Raw genomic sequence first — 18,047 nt, forward strand, 5'->3', positions numbered from 1 at the left:
CTGAGCCCGCCCGGTGCCCGGCCGCCGGGTCAGGCGGGTTGGGGCTCGGGCAGTTCCATGAGCCACGGCAGGGCGCCGCGGTCGCCCGCACCGAGGCGGGTGTAGGCGCCGTAGAGGTGGTTGCCGACGGTGCGGACGGAGAGGGTCAGCCGCTCCGCGATCTGCCGGTTGCTCAGGCCCGCGGCGGCGAGCGTGACGATCTGCCGCTGCCGGGCGGTGAGTTCGCCGAGCACCAGTCCGGACAGCGCGGGGGTGCGGGCGCCCTGGCAGCGTCGGGCGAGGGCGGCGGCCCGGGTCCGCGCGGTGCGGGCGGCCCGCGGATCGCGGTGGACGGGGACCGCCTGGGCGCTCGCCTCGGCCGCGAACAACAGGAATCCGCGCCGCTCCAACTCGTCGGCGACCCGGTCGAGCGCGGGTCCGTCCGCGCGCGCGAGGGCGTCGGCGTGCGCGGCGAAGACGCCGGTCAGCCGGCCGACCGCGCGCTCGGGCGCACCGAGCCGGACGGCGTCGTACGGGTCGCCCCGGCCGGCCGTCCGGACCGCCTCGTCGAGGTCGCCGCGCGCGGCGGCGGCCCAGGCGACGGCGGCCTCCTGGCCACCCCGCGCCCCGTCGCCCGACTGCGCGGTGGCCAGTGCGAGTTCGGTACGGCAGTCCGGGTCGTCGGGGTGGGTCCGCAGGCCCTCGCGGGCCCAGGCCGCGGCGTCGCGCAGCCCCCCGCCCAACCGGGCGAACCGGGCCCGCAGCGCCGCGTACCCGGCCGGCAGCGGCACACCCTCGGCGGCCAGCCACTCCCCCACGGGCGCCTCGACCGGCCGTACGTCGGCCTGCTCGACGCGCAGGGCGAGGGCGGCCCGCTCCGCCTCCAGGGCGGGACCGGTCCGGTCCGCGGTGCGGACGGCCAGGCGCCGGGCCCGCAGTCGGCCCGCGGCGGCGCGCAGCACCGGTCCGTGCAGGGGGTGCGCGAGGCGCCCGGCGCCGTGGTCGTCGACGGTGACCAGGCCTTCGGCCTCCAGGTTCTCCAGGATCCGTATGTCGAGCGCGTCCGGGTCCAGGTCCAGGGGCAGGGGCTCGGCGAAGGCGAGCCGTTCGAGCGTCTCCCGCTCCTCGGTGCGGGGGCGGTCGAGTACCTGAGCGGTGCGCTCGCGGACCGCCGGGGTGATCGGCACCGGTCCGCGCCACGCCCACTGGTCCGTGTCCGGCACCGGCACGAGCAGGCCGCTCTCGCGGACGGCGGCCAGCAGGTGGCGCAGCAGCCGCAGGTCTCCCCGGCACAGGCGGTGCAACCGGTCGACGGTGAGCGGCTCCAGGGAAGTGTCCGCGCCGGCCGCGAGCAGTTCGGCGGTCTCCTCGCGGGGCAGCGGTTCCAGGGCGAGGCGCGGCAGCAGCTCACCGGACCACAGCCGGGACACGGCGTCCGGTACGGAGGCGCCGTCGGTGGCGACGACCAGGAGGCGGGTACGGCCGTGCACGGCGAGCTGGTGCACGAGGGCGGCCGACGCGGAGTCGAGCAGGTGCGCGTCGTCGACCAGCAGCAGCCGTACGCCGGACAGGAGGTGTACCGCGCGGTGCAGGGTGATCCCCTCGGGCAGCAGGTGGGCGAAGGCTGCGAAGGGGACGTCCCGGGTCTCGGGCGTCCCGGCGGCACGGGCGCGGTCGGTGCCGCGTACGGCCTCCGTCACCAGCCTGGTCTTGCCCGCGCCCGCCGGACCCGTCACCACGAGGCCGCCCCGTCCGGCCGCCACGGACCCGCGCACCAGCTCCAGTTCGTCCGCCCGCCCGGTGAACGGCCAGGGGGTCTCCAGCCTCTTCGCGTCCCGCAGAGAAGTCGTCACGGCAACATGAGTCGGCATACTCATCCCTGATACAGGGTGACTTGAGTACCCCCCGACTCAGGCGCCGGGACCGGCCCGGACGGCACCCTGATGCCCATGACCGCACGCTACTGCTCGCTCGCGCGGCAGCCTGCCCCGGTGCTTCCGCCGGGGCTGGCCGCCGAGCGCGTCGCCGCGCTCGTCGGCGGGCAGCGGATGTGGGCCAACGCCACCGTGCTGCACTACTGCTTCCTCGGCGGGGACACCGACGCCTCGGTCGTCCCGATGCCGGGCACCGGACGGCCGCGGCGGGGTTCGTGGGCGGGGACCGAGGAGCAGCGGGACGTGGTGCGCGACTGCTTCCGGGAGTGGCGCGACCTGGGCATCGGGCTCGGCCTCGAAGAGGTCCGCGACCGGTCGGAGGCGGAGCTGCGCATCGGCTTCCAGCCCGGCGACGGGTCCTGGTCGGCGGTGGGCAAGGACGCGCTCGGGGTCGGTCTGAACGACCGTACGATGAACTTCGGCTGGGACCTGACCGCGCCGGGCGAGCGCGCGACGGCCCTGCACCAGATCGGGCACGCGCTCGGCATGCTGCACGAGCACCAGAGCCCGTTCGCGGGCATCCTGTGGGACGACGAGGCCGTCTACGCCGAGCTGGCGGGCCCGCCCAACCACTGGAGCCGGGAGCGGACCTTCCACAACATCCTGCGCAAGCTCGACGGCGACGAGGCCAACGGCCCGGTCTGGGACCCGCAGTCGATCATGGAGTACCCGTTCTCCTCGGGCCTGATACTGGAGCCCGAGCACTACCGTTCCGGCCTGCGTCCGCCCGGTACGCTCTCCGCCGCCGACAAGGAGTTCGCCCTGCGCTGGTACCCGCCCACCGGCCGGCCCGGTCCGCTGGTGCCGTTCCGCTCGGTGCCGCTGGGGCTCGGGCCCGGTGAGCAGGCCGACTTCCGTGTGGATCCGCCGGAGACCCGCGAGTACACCGTGGGCACCTTCGGTGACAGCGACGCCGTCGTCGTCGTCTTCGAGGAGCGGGACGGTGTGCCCCGCTACTTCGCCGGACAGGACGACGGGGGAACCCCCCTCAACGCCACGATCAGGGCCCGTTTCGTCAAGGGCCGCCGCTATGTCGTCCGGGTGCGCCTGTACTCCTCGTGGGGTGCGGGCGAGACGGCGGTCATGTACTGGTGACCGCGCGGCTCACAAGCACCCGTGCGCCGTGGCCACAGACCGGCGCCGGGGGCCGGTCGCGGCGCGCGCCGCCTTCGGGGGAGGGCGACGCGCGCCGCGGCACACGCCGTGTCCGCCGCTGGGGGGCGGCGGGCACGGCGATTTCCGGATCGCTCGTCCCGTCGGGCGGGACGGCCCGCGAGGTGGCGGCCGAAGGCCGGGCGGGCGGTCGGGCGCCGCTCCAGGAGGCCCGGCACGCCGGGCAGCGCCGCGGGGCCGGCGTACGGCGGCCGCAGGGCGGAGTACCCGCCGTCGGGGCAGTCGGGGCGCGGTGCCAGGAGGGTCGCCGGACAGATTTCGTCCAGGCCGAGAAGGCGGTGCGCGACGGCGTTGCCCGGACAGTCGTCGTGGCCGGGTGAGAGGGGAGGCGGTTGCGGCGCCGAAGAGGCGTCAAGTAGGTGTCCGCCCACCGCGAAGAGGCCGGGGAGGCCAAGAGAAAGGGGTCCCCGCGAGCTTTCGCCCGCGAAGACCCTTCGCAACCGTCGGGACGACAGGATTTGAACCTGCGACCCCTTGACCCCCAGTCAAGTGCGCTACCAAGCTGCGCCACGTCCCGGTGCGCGATCCGGGTTCGCCGTGATCGCGCTGGTCAAGCCTACCCCATGCGCGCGGCGGGGCGGAGTCGCCGGCCGGCCCCTCCCCTCCGGGGCGGCCGGCGACGTGGAGGGGGCGCGCTACCCGGTCCCGGGCGGCCTGATCCCGGACGGCGCCGCCCGCTCGGTGAGGTCGCGCCACACCTTCGGTGCCACCGGTACCCCGTCGGCGACGCGTTCCACGTCGCGGGCGGTGCTGCGTTCGCCGGGGTAGTACACCCCGTCGGCGCCGTGCGCCAACGGCGGGCCCTTCAGGGTGCCGAGGGTCTCGTCGACGGCGGCCGTGAAGTCCGCGGTGCTCCCGCCGCCCCCGCCCCCGGACCGGGGCTCAGTCCCGAAGGCGGCCGGGTCGCGGGCGATCGGCAGGGCGTTCTGGCGCCGACCAGGACGCTGGTCGGCAGTTCGAGGGCCAGGGACATGCCGGATCCCTTGGCACCGCCGAGCGGGAGCGGCAGGACGGCGAGCGAGGGGCCGGTGGTGGGCGTGCCGTCCGCGGTGACGCCGGCGTTGTCCGGCAGCGGGCGTTCCCCACCTGTTCCGCGACGTGGCGGACACGCCGCTGCGCCTCCCGTGGGTGTGCTCCTCGGGCCACGTGACGCGGACGTTCACCGAGACGGGCCGGACGGTGGAGCATCTGTCGGCGGCGGTGCGGATGGGATGATCACATCGCGAGACACCTTTGCGTCACGCCGCCCACCAGGCGTTACCTCGCACGGTGCGAACCGAAAGTACTGCGAACAACGAACACGACGAACACCTCGGTGCCGACGCCACCGGCGACCGCTCCGCGCGGCGTGCCGTGACCGTCTTCCCGGTCCTCGTCCTCCTGGCCGGCGCCCTCGGCCTGCTGCTCCCCGGCAGTTTCACCGGGTGGAGCGAGGCGGTGCCGTACCTGCTGGGCGTCGTGATGTTCTGCATGGGCATCACGATGACCCCGGAGGACTTCCGCGGAGTCGTGAAGCGCCCCTGGGCGGTGGCGCTCGGGCTCGTCGCGCACTACGTCATCATGCCGGGGCTCGGCTGGGCGATCGCCCACCTGCTCGACCTGCCGCCGCAGCTCGCCGCCGGCGTCATCCTGGTGGGCTGCGCGCCCAGCGGTACGGCCTCCAACGTGGTGACCTACCTGGCCCGCGGCGACGTCGCGCTGTCCGTCTCCGTCGCGACCGTCTCCACGCTGGTCGCGCCGCTTGTCACCCCGCCGCTGACACTGCTGCTGGCCGGCGAGTACCTGCCGGTGGACGCCGGGTCCATGGTCACCGACATCCTCAAGACGGTGCTGCTGCCGGTCCTCGCGGGCGTCGTCGTACGGCTGCTCGCGGGGCGGTACGTGCAGCGGGCGCTGCCCGCGCTGCCCTGGCTGTCCGCGCTGACGATCTCCGTGATCGTGGCGGTCGTCGTGGCGGGCAGCGCGGACGCCATCAAGTCGGCCGCGGGGCTGGTGTTCGTCGCCGTCGTGCTGCACAACGGGCTCGGCCTGGCCCTCGGTTACGGGGCGGGACGTCTCGGGCGGCTGGGCGAGCCCGGCAGCCGTGCCATGGCCTTCGAGGTCGGCATGCAGAACTCCGGCCTCGCCGCGTCGCTGGCCACCGCCCACTTCAGCCCCCTGGCGGCGCTGCCCGCGGCGGTCTTCTCCGTGTGGCACAACGTGTCCGGCGCGGTGGTGGCCGCGTGGCTGTCGCGCCGGGGGCGGTGACCTGCGGTCGGCTGAGCGGGGCAGCGCCGTTTCGCCAGAGGCGGTGGCCGGCCGCGGGTGCGTCGTGGCTGGTCGCACCCGCGCGGCGGAGCCGCACGATGTCAGAGCCCCGCGCCCCCTTGGGGAATTCTGTTCGCGTTCTTCGGCCGCCTTCGGCCGCGACGAAGTGTCGGCCGGCCGGGCCGGATACCCCACACCCTGTCTCCCCCGGCGCCCCGCGCGGCCCGGCTACCGTCGCGCCATGACCCACAGCTTCGTTGTACACGTCCCCGACGCCGAGCTCGAACCCGAGCCGCTCGACCCCGGCCAGATCGTGTCCGGCACGCCCGAGGTGACCGGCAGGGTGGTCTGGGAGTCGCCGGACGGCCGCCGGGTGCGCGGGGTCTGGCAGATCACCCCCGGCGTGGTCACCGACACGGAGGCGGACGAGATGTTCGTCGTGCTCAGCGGCTCGGCCACCATCGAGGTGGCGGGCGGTCCGACCCTCACGGTCGGACCGGGCGACCTGGCCGTGCTGCGCGAGGGCGACCGTACGACGTGGACGGTGCACGAGACGCTGCGCAAGGCGTACGCGATCGACCTCGGGCGTCCGTGAGCCGGGTCCCCGGTCTTTGTCCTGTCAAAAGGTTGACATGATGCCGACGCCCGCCCAGGGTGGCCTCGGACAGATCACGCAGGACAGATCACGGACAGATCCGAAGAGGGGCGCTCATGGTCGAGGCACTCGGTGTCGCCGTCGTCGGTTTCGGCTGGATGGGCCGGGTGCACACCCAGGCGTACGCCCGGGTCCGCCACCACTATCCGCACCTGGCGCTGCGCCCGGAGCTGGTGACGGTCGCCGAGGAGGTGCCGGGGCGGGCCGAGGAGGCCGCCGCGCAGTTCGGGTTCGCCTCGACGACCCGGGACTGGCGCGAGGTGGCGGCGGACCCGCGGGTGCACGCGGTGAGCATCACGGCCCCCAATTTCCTGCACCGCGAGATCGCCGTCGCGATGGCCGGGGCGGGCAAGCACATCTGGGTGGAGAAGCCGGTCGGCCTGTCGTCCGACGATGCGCGGGCGGTGGCGGACGCCGTGTCCGGGGCCGGTGTGCAGGGCGCGGTCGGCTTCAACTACCGCAACGCCCCGGCCGTGGAGACCGCCCACCGCCTGATCGCGGCCGGGGAGATCGGCACCGTCACCCATGCCCGCCTCCGCTTCTTCAGCGACTACGCGGCGCATCCGGAGGGTGCGCTGACCTGGCGTTACGAGCGGGAGCGCGGCGGCAGCGGGGTGCTCGGCGACCTGGCCTCGCACGGCGCGGACCTGGCTCGGTTCCTGCTCGGCGACATCGCCTCGCTGACCGCCGACACGGCGGTCTTCGTGCCGGAGCGGGCCCGCCCCGCCGCCGCCACCGCCGGTCATGCCCGGGCCACGGGCGGCGAGCCGGGCCCGGTCGAGAACGAGGACTACGTCAGCTGCCTGCTGCGTTTCGCCTCCGGCGCCCGCGGTGTCCTGGAGGCCTGCCGGGTCTCCGTCGGCGAGCAGAACAACTACGGCTTCGAGGTGCACGGCACCACGGGCGCGGTGTTCTGGGACTTCCGCCGCATGAACGAGCTGCGCGTCAGCCGCGGCACGGAGTACCAGGACCAGCCCGTGAGCACCGTGTACGTCGGCCCCGGGGACGGCGAGTTCGCCGCGTTCCAGCCGGGGGCCGCGAACGCCATGGGGTACGACGACCTGAAGGTGGTGGAGGCCCACCGCTTCCTGCGCTCGATCGCGGAGGGCACCCCGTACGGCGCCACCCTGTCGGACGCCGTGCACAGTGCGGCCGTACTGGAGGCCATGTCGCGGTCGGCGGAGCGCGGCACCTGGGTCAGTCCCGGGCAGCCCGGGTGACGGCGCCGCGGCGGGCCCGCATCGCCCACCGGCCCGGCAAGGCCTGGACCGGGACCAGGACGAGCCGGCTCCACAGCGCCGCGGGACCGACGGCCAGGGCGAGCGGGACGCCCCGTGCGAAGACCACCGTCGTCGCCGTGTCCGGGCCGAAGAGCAGGAAGCCTTCCTCGGGGGCCGTGCCGCTGCACCGCCGGGGCGGGTGACCAGCACGGCGAGCAGGGCCACGTGGGAGGCGCCCGGGGCGGCGATCGCCGCCGCGTGGACCGCGACGGAGACCGGCTCGTCCCGTACTCGGAGATGAGCTTGGCCGGGAAGGGAACGAGTGCCGCGACGCCCGGGCCGGCCAGGGACAGCGTGATCACCTGGCCGTCGACCCGCTCGACGAGGCCGAGGATGCGGCGGTGCTCGCGCCGGAAGGGCCCGAGCCCCAGCAGACTGAGCACGTACGCACCCAGGTTGGGCACGAGATCCCGCAGAGCCGCGTGGCAGGCCGAGGAGTCCAGACCGCTGGGCACGGAGAAGTCCAGGACGAGCAGGGTGATCGCGATCGCGAAGACGCCGTCGGCCGGCGCCACCACCCGCTCGGGACCGCCGGCCGGAGTCGGTTTCCACGTGCGCCCGCGTGTACGAGCGGCGACGTGGACGGCCGCGTCACCCGGTAGGGGCGGCGGCGCGCGTCACCCGGTCGCGGTGTCGAAGGGCACGTCGGGCGGCATGTTGTGCGGGGTGACGACCTGGATCGGCGAGGGTCGCGCCGGACCGGCGGGCGGCAGTGCGCCGTGGGCGCGCATCACGTGGCGGCAGGCCTCGCGCAGGTCCTGGCGCAGGTCGTGGTGGAGGACGACGGACAGGCGCCGCTCGCGCAGCAGCCGGGTGTTGTCCTGGTCGAGGTCGTGGGCGACGAACACGTCGCAGGGGCGGCCGAGGTCCTCGAAGGCGCGCAGGGTGGCGATGTTGCCGCCGCCCATCGAGTAGACCGCCCGGATGTCCGGGTCGCGTTCTAGCGCGGCCCGCACCAGGTCGTACTGGGTGGCGTCCAGGCCCTGCCCCTCGGCGATCTCGACGAGGGCACGGCCGGGTTGCCTGGCCCGCATGACGCCGCGGAAGCCCATCTCGCGCTCCTCCTCGTTGCGGAAGAAGCCGCTGCTGAGGCTGGTGAGCACGTTGCCGGGGCGATCGCCCAGCCACTCGCCCATGAGGTAGGCGGCGGTCGCGCCCGCGGCCCGGTCGTCGATGCCGACGTAGGCCACCCGGGGGCTCGCGGGCAGGTCCGTCGCCAGGGTGACGACGGGGACGCCCGCGGCGGTCAGCCGGCCGACGGCGGCGGTCACCTCGGGGACGTCGGGGGCCTTCAGGATCACCCCCTGGGAGCCGCGCCGGGCGATCCGGTCCAGGGTCGCGGTCAGCTCCCCGGCCGGGCCCGTCTCGCGGAAGTGGAACCGGCAGCGCACCACGGCCGGGTGCAGGGCGGGCAGTTCGGCCTCCAGCGCGGCCCGCACGGCGGTGGTGAAGCGCTCCGGCGCCTGCATCACGATGTCGCACATGAACGTGCGGCCGACCAGCCGGACCTGGGTGCGCTGGCGGTCCAGGTCGGCGATGGCCCGTCGGACCTCGTACGCGGTGCTCTCCCGCACGCCGCCGCGGCCGTTGAGCACCCGGTCGACGGTGGCCTCGCTCAGGCCCGCCTGCCGGGCGATCTCCCGGATCGGGAAGGGGTGCCCCATGACCGGCTCCTCGGCTTGGTCCGCACGGCGCGCCTGACGGGTTTTTGATGGCCCGCTGCTGGTTGTTCGACGCGTTTGTCAGGACAAGAATGGCAGCACCGCGTCGCCCCTGTCAGCGAAAGGACGACGATGCCCGCAGCGCCCGTCCCCGCCCACCGCTCCCGGCTGTCCGCAGCCGACTGCGACCTCGACGCCTTCCGCGAGCTGGTCGAGCAGCCGACCGACCCGGCCGCCTACCCGCGGGCCGCCGCCGTGGAGCAGCACGTGCCCGTGTACGACGCCGGGCAACTGCGCGACGACGCGGGTACGGCGGCCGAACTCGTCCACGCCCTCGCCGACGGCCCCGGCCTGGTCGTCCTCAAGGGCGCCTTTCCGGACCCGGCGGTGGTCGACCGGGCCACCGCGGTGTTCGACGCGCTGATCGCCGAACAGCGCGCCTCCGGGGCCGCCGCCGGTGACCACTTCGCCGCGCCGGGGGCCAACGACCGGGTGTGGAACGCCCTGGAGAAGGCGGCCCTGCGCGATGCGGAGGCGTTCGCCGACTACTACGCCAACGACGCCCTGGCCCTGGTCGCCCGCGCCTGGCTCGGCCCCGGCTACCAGGTCACCTCCCAGATCAACGTGGTCAACCCGGGCGGCGCCGCCCAGACCGTGCACCGCGACTACCACCTGGGCTTCCTCTCGGACCGGGCCGCCGCCGCCTACCCGGCGCACGTGCACCGGCTGTCCCCGGTGCTCACCCTCCAGGGCGCCGTCGCGCACTGCGACATGCCCGTGGAGTCGGGGCCCACGATGTACCTGCCGCACTCCCAGAAGTACGAGCCCGGCTACCTGGCCTGGCGGCTGCCGGAGTTCCGGGCCTACTTCGAGGCGCGTCACGTGCAGTTGCCGCTGGCCAAGGGCGACGCGGTCTTCTTCAGCCCCGCGCTGTTCCACGCGGCGGGCACCAACCGCTCCGCGGGCATCCGCCGCATGGCCAACCTGCTGCAGGTCTCCTCCGCGTTCGGCCGGGCCATGGAGACCGTGGACCGGGAGGCGGTGGTGAACGCCGTCTACCCCGTGCTGCTGCGGCGGAAGGCGGCGGGCGTGGGCGAGCGATGGCTGGAGCAGGTGGTCGCCGCGAGCGCGGAGGGGTACCCCTTCCCCACCAACCTCGACCGCGACCCGCCGGTCGACGGCCTGGCCCCGCCCTCGCAGGCGGACGTCGTACGGCGGGCGCTGCGCGAGGAGTGGACGCCTCAGGCGCTCCGCGCACAACTGCGGGCGGGCCGGGCACGACGAGAGAGCCGGTGAACGGGGGCGTACGGGGCACGGGCCCCGGCACGGACACCCCACACCCCGAGCAAGGAGCAGCACAGCACATGCGTATCGGAATCCTCGGCCTCGGCCGCATCGGCGCCTTCCACGCCGAGACCCTCGCCGGACTCGACTCCGTCGGCTCGCTCGTCGTCGCCGACCCGTTCGCGGACGCCGCGAAGGCCGCCGCCGAGCGGTTCGGCGCCGAGGTCGCGGACTCGCCGGAGGCCGTGCTCGCCGCCGGTGTGGACGGTGTGGTGATCGCGGCGGCGACCGTCGCCCACCCGGACCTGATCCTGGCCGCCGTCGAGGCCGGTGTGCCCGTCTTCTGCGAGAAGCCCGTCGCCCGCACCATGGCGGAGGGCGTGGAGGTGCTCAAGGCGCTCGCGGGCCGTGACGTGCCGGTCCAGATCGGCTATCAGCGCCGCTTCGACACCGGGTTCGCCGCGGCGCGGGCCGCCGTGCGGAGCGGTGAGCTGGGACCGCTGCACACCGTACGGTCGACGACGCTGGACCCGGCCCCACCGCCCGCCGCGTACGTCGCCGCCTCCGGGGGCATCTTCCGGGACTGCTCGGTGCACGACTTCGACTCGATCCGCTGGGTGACGGGCCGGGAGGTGAGCGAGGTCTACGCCGTCGGCGGCAACCGCGGTGCCGACTACATCAGGGAGGCGGGCGACGCGGACACCACCGGCGCGGTGCTCACCCTGGACGACGGCACCGTCGCCGTGGTCTCCAACAGCCGCCACAACGCCCGCGGGTACGACGTCCGCATGGAGATCCACGGCTTCGACGACTCGATCGCCGTCGGACTGGAGGACAGGCTGCCGCTGCGCTCGGTCGAGCCGGGCGTGACGTTCCCGGCCGGTACTCCGCACGACTTCTTCATGGACCGCTTCACGGCCGCCTACCGTGCGGAGCTGACCGCGTTCACCGAGGTCGTCGCCGGTGCCCGCCCCTCGCCCTGCACGGTCGAGGACGCGCTGGAGGCGGGCTGGATCGCCGAGGCGTGCACGCTGTCGCTGCACGAGCACCGGCCGGTGACGATCGCCGAGGTGCGGCGCGGCTGAGCGGGGCGGGGCGGGTTCACGGTCGGCGGGCTGCCCGGTCAGCTCGCCGGCTCGCTGATGTTCACCATCCAGGTGACGCCGAAGCGGTCCGTGCACATGCCGAAGACGTCGCCCCACATCTGCTTCTCCAGGGGCACGGCGACGGAACCGCCGGCGGACAGCTTCTCCCAGTAGCCGCGCAGCTCGGTCGCGTCGTCGCCGCTGAGACTCACCGCGAAGGTGTTCCCCGGCGTGTACTCCATCCCGGGCGGGGTGTCGGCGCCCATCAGGGTGAAGCCGCTCGGCGTCTCCAGCATGCCGTGCATGATCTTGTCGGTGTACGCGGGGTCCGGCATGCCGGCCGAGCCGAAGGTGTTCAGCGCCGGTGTGCCGCCGAACACCTGCCCGTAGAACTCCATCGCCTGTCGGGCGTCGCCGTCGAAGCTGAGGTAGGGGTTGAGACGCGAGGACATGGGTGCCTCCCGGAACGGGACGAAATGTCAGTGCTGGGCACGCTAGCGCGCGCCACTGACAACGGCCCGCCGAGCGGGGCACCGGCGGGACGCTCCCCCGCCGGTGCGGCCGGTCTCAGGCGCCGCAGGAGCGCAGGAACTTCCGGGTGCGAACCGCGATGGGCAGCGGCTTGTCCGGCTCGCAGGGGTACATGTCCTGCTCGACGATGGCGAACAGGTCCACGCCGAGTTCCTGGGCCGCCGTGAGTACCGGGCCCAGCTCCGGCACGCCGCCGGGCGGCTCGCACATCACGCCGCGCTGCACGGCCGGGCCGAACGGCACCCCGCCCTCGCGCACCCCGGCGAGGATGTCCGGGTCGACCTGCTTGAGGTGGAGGTAGCCGATGCGCTCGCCGTAGGTCTCGATCAGCTTGACGCTGTCGCCGCCGCAGTAGGCGTAGTGACCGGTGTCCAGGCAGAGGTTCACCAGGTCGGAGTCGGTGGCGTCGAGGAAGCGCTCGACGTGCTCCTCGGTGTCGATGTGGGTGTCGGCGTGCGGGTGGACGACGATGTCCAGGCCGTAGGTGTCCCGCACCTCGCGGCCCAGGCGTTCCATGCCGCGAGTGAGGTGGCCCCACTGCTCGCCGGTCAGCTCCGGCGGCTCGAGGATCTCGGCGGTCTTGTCGTCGCGCCAGAAGGACGGGATGACGACGAGGTGCTTCGCGTCCATGGCCTGTGTCAGGGCGGCGACGCGGCCGACCTGCTCCCAGGTGGCGTCCCACTCGGCGGGACCGCGGTGCAGCCCGCAGAAGATGGTGCCCGCCGAGACCTTGAGGCCTCGCTGGGTCACCTCCTCGGTGAGCCGGGCCGGATCGGTGGGGAGGTAGCCGTAGGGGCCCAGCTCGATCCAGTCGTAGCCGGCCTCGGTGACCTCGTCCAGGAACCGTTCCCACGGCACCTGCCGGGGGTCGTCGGGGAACCAGACGCCCCAGGAGTCGGGGGCCGAGCCGACGCGGATGCGGTCGAGGGCAGAGGGCATGCTCAGGCCTTCCCTTCGGCGGTGCCGGATGCGGTGCTGTCGGACGCGGCGGCGTCGGACTCCGCCGCGTCGGATGCGGCGGCGTCGGATGCGGCGTCGGTCCTGTCTGCAGTATCGGGTGCGGCGGTCTTCGCCGCAGTCCCCGCGTCGTCGGGGAGCGCCTGCACGTCGACGCCGCCGACCTGCGCCAGCTCGTGCTTGAGAGCGGCCAGTTCGGCGCCGCCCGCCATGTGGTTGGTGAGCGCCTCGAGGGTGATGTCGGCGCGGGCCGCGCTCAGTTCGAGGGTGCCCAGGCGCAGCACGCTGAAGTGGTCGCCGACCATGTAGGCGTGGTGGGGGTTGTGGGTGATGAAGATGACGCCGAGTCCGCGCTCGCGGGCGGCGGCGATGTACTTGAGGACCACGCCGGACTGCTTGACACCGAGCGCGGCGGTGGGCTCGTCGAGGATGAGGACGCGGGCACCGAAGTAGACGGCGCGGGCGATGGCGACGCACTGGCGCTGGCCGCCGGAGAGGGTGCCGATGGGCTGTTCGAGGTCGTCCAGGACGATGCCCATGTTGCGCAGTTCCTCGTCGGCGGTCCGCTTCATGCGGTCGATGTCGAGGCGGCGCACGGGCCAGGGGCCCTTGGTCATCTCGGAGCCGAGGAAGAAGTTCCGCCACACCGGCATCAGCGGGATCGTGGCGAGGTCCTGGTAGACCGTGGCGATGCCGCGGGCCAGCGCGTCGCGCGGGGTGCCGAAGCGCACGGCGTCGCCGTCGACGAGGAACTCGCCCTCGGTGTGCTGGTGCAGCCCGGAGATGATCTTGATGAGGGTGGACTTGCCGGCACCGTTGTCACCGAGTACGCAGGTCACCCGGCCGGGGTGTACGGCGAGGTCGACGCCGTGCAGGGCGCGGATGTTGCCGTAGGACTTGCCGGCCCGGCGCAGTTCGACGAGCGGGTGGTCCTGCTCGGGTGCGGGGTCGGCCAGGACGGCGCCGTGGGTGCCGGGGGCTGCGGGGGTCTTGCTGGTCATTTCCGATCACCTCCGGGTCGCGGCGCGGCGGACGTACAGGTTGATGAGGACGGCGCCGAGGAGCATCACGCCGAGGAAGGCCTTGAACCAGTCGGGGTTCCAGCCCGCGAAGACGATGCCCTGGTTCACCATGCCGAACATGAAGGCGCCGAAGACGGGGCCGATGGCGGAGCCGTAGCCGCCGGTGAGCAGGCAGCCGCCGATGACGGCCGCGGCGATGTAGATCAGCTCCTGGCCGACGCCCTCACCCGACTGCACGGTGTTGAAGGAGAACAGCTGGTGCATGCCGACGAACCAGGCGCCGAAGCCGACCAGCATGAACAGCGTGATCTTGGTGAAGGTGACCGGTACGCCGACCGCGCGGGCGGACTCCTGGCTGCCGCCGACGGCGAAGATCCAGTTGCCGTACTTGGTGCGCAGCAGGACCCAGGTGGCCAGGGCGGCGAAGACCAGCCACCACACGACCGTGATCTTCACCTCGACGCCGCCGACGTCGAAGGACGAGGCGAACAGGGCCTTGGCCTGGTCGAAGCCGTCCATGTCGCTGATGTCGTCGGTGGCGACGTTGCCGGTGACGAGCTTGGTGACGGCGAGGTTGACGCCCTGGAGGACCAGGAAGGTGGCCAGCGTCACCAGGAAGCTCGGCAGGCCGGTCTTCACCAGCACCCAGCCGTTGAAGGCGCCGACGGCGAGCGAGGCCACGAGGGCGACGACCACGCCCATCCAGACGTTCATGGTCAGCTGGTAGCTGAGCATGCCCGCGGTGAGCGCCGAGGTGACCACGGCGACACCGGCGGACAGGTCGAACTCGCCGCCGATCATCAGCAGGGCGACGGGCAGCGCCATGATGCCGATGGTGGACGACTGGTACAGCACCGTCGCCATGGAGCCGCCGTCGCGGAGGGTGGGCGCGGCGATCAGGAAGAAGACGAACACGGCGACGGCGCCGAGGAAGACCCCGACCTCGGGCCGGGCGAGCACCCGCAGCGCCATGGAGCGCTCACGGGTGCGCCCGTCGGTCTGCTTGGGGCCGGGGGCCGGCGGTGTGGTCACCGCCGGCTCAGCCTGTTGGGCCATGCTCATCACCGGGTGCCCTTCGAGGCGAACTCGGCGACGGCCTTGACGTTGGTCTTGTCGACGAAGGCCGGTCCGGTCAGCACCGGCTGCTCACCGCCGCCGCTGTAGTTGCCGTTGTTCTTGTAGAGCCACAGCCCGTCGACCGCGAGGTAGCCCTGGAGGTAGGGCTGCTGGTCGACGGCGAACTCGATGTCGCCCTTCTCGATGGCGCCGGTCAGTTCCTTGTTGAGGTCGAAGGTGGCGACCTTGGCCTTGCTGCCGGACTCGTCCACCGACTGCACGGCGGTCATGGCGAAGGGGGCGCCGAGCGTGATCAGGTGGTCGATGCCGCCGTCCTGCTTGAGCTTGGCGGTGACGGTCGACTTCACCGAGGGCATGTCGGTGCCGTTGACGTAGAGGTTCTCGATGGACCCCTCGAAGGTCTTCTTCACGCCGTCGCAGCGCTGGGTCAGGCCGACGTTGCCCTGCTCGTGGATGACGCAGACGGCCTTCTTGGCCCCGTCCTCGTTGAGCCGCTTGCCGAGCGCCTCGCCGGCCACGCTCTCGTCCTGGCCGAAGAACTCCATCAGGCCGAGCTTCTTCCAGTCCGCCAGACCGGAGTTGAGCCCGACCACGGGTATGCCGGCCTTCTCCGCCTTGTCGAGGACGCTCCGCAGGGCGTCCGGCTTGGCGAGGGTGACGGCGATGCCGTCGACCTTCTGGTCGATCGCGTTCTGCACCAGGTTGGCCTGGTTGCCCGCGTTCGGGTCGGCGGAGTAGACGAGCTTGACGTTGTCCTTGTCGGCGGCGGCCTGGGCGCCCTTGCGGACGATGTCCCAGAAGGTGTCGCCGGGGGCCTGGTGGGTCACCAGGGCGACCGTCATGCGGGGGGTGTTCGCCTTGCCCGCGGAGGCGCCCGAGTCGCTGTCCTCGTCGGCCTTCTTCCCGCCCGAGCTGCTGGAGCAGCCGGCGAGGGTCAGGGCCGCGGCGGCGGCGAGGGCCACGGCAGGGGCGAATCTGCGGGAGCGGGCGTGCGAAGAGCGGTCCATCTTTTCCTGCACCTCACTGTGCGACTGTGCGACGGGAGAGCCGTGTGCCAGACCCGAGTGCCAGACCCGAGAAGAATGGCTGTTGCTGCGCTGGGACCGGATACAAGTCCTTGGGACGCCCACTGTCAATACTTTGTCAAGACATCATTTCACTCGCAGGTCCGAATGTAAGTACAAAGTATTGACAGCGTCGTCCAGGAGTCATACACCTTGGGAGGCGGCAGGCCCCCGCCCAGCCAAAGGAGCGTCGCACATGGCCGAGTCAGTCCCGCGTTTCGATCTGATCACGATGGGTCGCATCGGGGTCGATCTCTATCCTCTGCAGACGGGCGTACCCCTGGCGGAGGTTGAGACCTTCGGCAAGTTTCTCGGCGGTTCGGCCTCCAACGTCGCGGTCGCGGCCGCCCGGCTCGGCCGCGCCACGGCGGTCATCACCCGCACGGGCGACGACCCCTTCGGCGGCTATCTGCACGACGCGCTGAAGGAGTTCGGCGTCGACGACCGCTGGGTCACCCCGGTCGCCGCGTACCCGACGCCGGTGACGTTCTGCGAGATCTTCCCGCCGGACGACTTCCCGCTCTACTTCTACCGCCGGCCCAAGGCCCCGGACCTGGAGATCCACCCGGAGGAGCTGGACCTGGACGCGATCCGCGCGGCCTCGATCTTCTGGATGACCGGCACCGGACTGAGCGAGGAACCGAGCCGCACGGCGACGCTGGCCGCCCTCGCCCACCGCGCGAAGTCCGGCACCACGGTCTTCGACCTGGACTGGCGCCCCATGTTCTGGGCCGACCCCGACCAGGCCCGTCCGTACTACGCCGAGGCGCTCGCGCACGCGACCGTCGCGGTCGGCAACCTGGACGAGTGCGAGATCGCCACGGGCGTGCGCGAACCCCGCGCCTGCGCGGAGGCGTTGCTGGCGGCCGGCGTGGAGCTGGCCGTCGTCAAGCAGGGCCCCAAGGGCGTCCTCGCCGTGCACCGCGACGGCCGGTCGGCCGAGGTGCCGCCGGTCCCGGTCGAGGTGGTCAACGGCCTCGGCGCGGGCGACGCGTTCGGCGGCTCCCTGTGCCACGGTCTGCTCTCCGGCTGGGAGCTGGAGCGGATCATGCGGTACGCCAACGCGGCCGGCGCCCTCGTCGCCTCCCGTCTCGCCTGTTCCTCCGCGATGCCCACCGAGGCGGAGGTCGACGACCTCCTCGCGCGAGCCACTCCCTGAACGGAGCAACGCCTTGTCCCTCAGCATCTCCAGCATCCCGGACCTCACCACGGTCCGCGCCCGGCACCCGGAGGCGATCGCCGAGGCCGCGGCCCGCCGGGTACGCCGACCGCTGATCGGCGACTCCGGCCGCCTGATGATCGTGGCCGCCGACCACCCGGCGCGCGGCGCGCTCGGCGTCGGCGACCGCCGGCTCGCCATGGCCAACCGGGCCGACCTGCTGGAACGCCTGTGCACCGCGCTGTCCCGGCCCGGCGTCGACGGGGTGCTCGCCACCGCGGACGTGCTGGAGGACCTGCTGCTGCTCGGCGTGCTGGAGAACAAGGTCGTCATGGGCTCGATGAACCGCGGCGGACTCGCGGGCGCCGCCTTCGAGATGGACGACCGCTTCACCGGCCACCGCGCCGAGGACATCGCCCGGCTGCGCTTCGACGCGGGCAAGCTGCTGCTGCGCATCGACTACGACGACCCCGGCTCGCTGACCACGATGGAGGCCAGCGCTCGGGCGGTGGACGCCATGGCCGCACGCGAACTGCCGTTGTTCGTCGAGCCGTTCATCTCCCGCCGGATCGACGGGCGGGTCCGCAACGACCTGTCGGCCGAGGCCGTGACCCGCTCCGTCGCCATCGCCTCCGGTCTCGGCGGCACCTCCGCCTACACCTGGCTGAAACTGCCCGTCACCCGGAACCCGGACGACATGGCCGAGGTCCTGGAGACCTCCACACTGCCCGCGGTCCTGCTCGGCGGCGACATAGGGGGCTCCCCGGCGGACCAGACCGCGGCCTACGAACGCTGGCGCAAGGCGCTGCGGCTGCCCACCGTGCAGGGCATGGTGGTCGGCCGCTCGCTGCTCTACCCGGCCGGGGGCAGCGTGGAAGAGGCGGTGGACACGGCCGTGGGACTGCTGTGACCGGGGCCGCCGTGCCCGACTGTGGGGAC

17 protein-coding genes, 1 tRNA gene and 1 pseudogene are annotated in these 18,047 nt (G+C 73.1%); 8 read left to right on the forward strand and 11 right to left on the reverse strand.

Annotated elements, in window-relative coordinates:
• Positions 1-29 precede the first annotated feature (29 nt).
• Positions 30-1,856 (reverse strand): LuxR family transcriptional regulator AbsR2, encoded by a 1,827-nt coding sequence (locus tag R2E43_RS04195; protein WP_193487224.1) that lies wholly within the window; start codon positions 1,854-1,856, stop codon positions 30-32.
• A gap of 72 nt (positions 1,857-1,928) precedes the next feature.
• Between R2E43_RS04195 and absR1 the strand changes: the two genes are divergently transcribed.
• Positions 1,929-3,008, forward strand: a complete 1,080-nt coding sequence (gene absR1 / locus R2E43_RS04200; RefSeq protein ID WP_011031363.1) for a beta-glucuronidase AbsR1 — start codon at positions 1,929-1,931, stop codon at positions 3,006-3,008.
• 521 nt (positions 3,009-3,529) lie between these two features.
• Here absR1 and R2E43_RS04210 read toward each other — a convergent pair.
• Positions 3,530-3,603, reverse strand: a tRNA-Pro gene (locus R2E43_RS04210).
• 118 nt (positions 3,604-3,721) lie between these two features.
• On the reverse strand, positions 3,722-3,880 hold the full coding sequence (locus tag R2E43_RS04215) for a hypothetical protein (RefSeq protein WP_332055916.1): 159 nt from the start codon (positions 3,878-3,880) through the stop codon (positions 3,722-3,724).
• Between the two features lie 475 nt (positions 3,881-4,355).
• Between R2E43_RS04215 and R2E43_RS04220 the strand changes: the two genes are divergently transcribed.
• The 3 genes from R2E43_RS04220 (at position 4,356) to R2E43_RS04230 (ending at position 7,208) form a co-directional block, all read left to right on the forward strand.
• Entirely contained in the window at positions 4,356-5,333 is a 978-nt protein-coding gene (locus tag R2E43_RS04220) for a bile acid:sodium symporter family protein (protein WP_003972155.1), read from the forward strand.
• Between the two features lie 241 nt (positions 5,334-5,574).
• Positions 5,575-5,928, forward strand: a complete 354-nt coding sequence (locus R2E43_RS04225; protein ID WP_109028770.1) for a cupin domain-containing protein — start codon at positions 5,575-5,577, stop codon at positions 5,926-5,928.
• A gap of 116 nt (positions 5,929-6,044) precedes the next feature.
• Positions 6,045-7,208 (forward strand): Gfo/Idh/MocA family protein, encoded by a 1,164-nt coding sequence (locus tag R2E43_RS04230; protein ID WP_003972157.1) that lies wholly within the window; start codon positions 6,045-6,047, stop codon positions 7,206-7,208.
• Here R2E43_RS04230 and R2E43_RS04235 read toward each other — a convergent pair.
• From R2E43_RS04235 to R2E43_RS04245, 3 genes and pseudogenes are all read right to left on the reverse strand, one after another.
• Entirely contained in the window at positions 7,186-7,335 is a 150-nt protein-coding gene (locus R2E43_RS04235) for a hypothetical protein (protein ID WP_155562947.1), read from the reverse strand. The two genes, R2E43_RS04230 and R2E43_RS04235, sit on opposite strands and share 23 nt — an antisense overlap.
• Positions 7,336-7,582: 247 nt before the next feature.
• Positions 7,583-7,786 (reverse strand): annotated as a pseudogene (locus R2E43_RS04240) (TMEM175 family protein); the annotation flags it as partial.
• Between the two features lie 99 nt (positions 7,787-7,885).
• Positions 7,886-8,932: a LacI family DNA-binding transcriptional regulator gene (locus tag R2E43_RS04245; RefSeq protein ID WP_193487220.1), complete on the reverse strand. Its 1,047-nt coding sequence runs from the start codon at positions 8,930-8,932 to the stop codon at positions 7,886-7,888.
• Between the two features lie 129 nt (positions 8,933-9,061).
• Between R2E43_RS04245 and R2E43_RS04250 the strand changes: the two genes are divergently transcribed.
• Together R2E43_RS04250 and R2E43_RS04255 are read left to right on the forward strand one after the other, a co-directional pair.
• Positions 9,062-10,225 (forward strand): phytanoyl-CoA dioxygenase family protein, encoded by a 1,164-nt coding sequence (locus R2E43_RS04250; protein WP_332055917.1) that lies wholly within the window; start codon positions 9,062-9,064, stop codon positions 10,223-10,225.
• Positions 10,226-10,293: 68 nt separating this feature from the next.
• Positions 10,294-11,298 carry a Gfo/Idh/MocA family protein gene (locus R2E43_RS04255; protein ID WP_003972161.1) on the forward strand — a complete coding sequence of 335 codons (1,005 nt, stop codon included), beginning with the start codon at positions 10,294-10,296 and terminating at the stop codon, positions 11,296-11,298.
• Positions 11,299-11,336: 38 nt separating this feature from the next.
• Here R2E43_RS04255 and R2E43_RS04260 read toward each other — a convergent pair whose 3' ends face one another.
• From R2E43_RS04260 to R2E43_RS04280, 5 genes are all read right to left on the reverse strand, one after another.
• Complete coding sequence (locus tag R2E43_RS04260) at positions 11,337-11,750, reverse strand: VOC family protein (RefSeq protein ID WP_003972162.1); 414 nt, start codon at positions 11,748-11,750, stop codon at positions 11,337-11,339.
• Positions 11,751-11,865: 115 nt separating this feature from the next.
• Complete coding sequence (locus R2E43_RS04265) at positions 11,866-12,768, reverse strand: sugar phosphate isomerase/epimerase family protein (RefSeq protein WP_003972163.1); 903 nt, start codon at positions 12,766-12,768, stop codon at positions 11,866-11,868.
• Positions 12,769-12,770: 2 nt separating this feature from the next.
• Positions 12,771-13,787 carry an ATP-binding cassette domain-containing protein gene (locus R2E43_RS04270; protein ID WP_332055918.1) on the reverse strand — a complete coding sequence of 339 codons (1,017 nt, stop codon included), beginning with the start codon at positions 13,785-13,787 and terminating at the stop codon, positions 12,771-12,773.
• A 6-nt stretch (positions 13,788-13,793) separates the two neighbouring features.
• Positions 13,794-14,870, reverse strand: coding sequence for an ABC transporter permease (locus R2E43_RS04275; RefSeq protein ID WP_193487212.1), 1,077 nt, complete (start codon positions 14,868-14,870; stop codon positions 13,794-13,796).
• On the reverse strand, positions 14,870-15,892 hold the full coding sequence (locus tag R2E43_RS04280; RefSeq protein ID WP_003972166.1) for a sugar ABC transporter substrate-binding protein: 1,023 nt from the start codon (positions 15,890-15,892) through the stop codon (positions 14,870-14,872). Before R2E43_RS04280 ends, R2E43_RS04275 begins: the two co-directional genes overlap by 1 nt.
• Positions 15,893-16,145: 253 nt before the next feature.
• Here R2E43_RS04280 and iolC point away from each other — a divergent pair, with 253 nt between their 5' ends.
• Positions 16,146-17,108 (forward strand): 5-dehydro-2-deoxygluconokinase, encoded by a 963-nt coding sequence (gene iolC / locus R2E43_RS04285; RefSeq protein ID WP_332055919.1) that lies wholly within the window; start codon positions 16,146-16,148, stop codon positions 17,106-17,108.
• A gap of 13 nt (positions 17,109-17,121) precedes the next feature.
• Positions 17,122-18,018 (forward strand): Cgl0159 family (beta/alpha)8-fold protein, encoded by an 897-nt coding sequence (locus tag R2E43_RS04290; protein ID WP_030870346.1) that lies wholly within the window; start codon positions 17,122-17,124, stop codon positions 18,016-18,018.
• Positions 18,019-18,047 lie beyond the last annotated feature (29 nt).

The sequence above is a fragment of the Streptomyces violaceoruber genome (genome assembly GCF_033406955.1).
Classification (GTDB): domain Bacteria; phylum Actinomycetota; class Actinomycetes; order Streptomycetales; family Streptomycetaceae; genus Streptomyces; species Streptomyces violaceoruber.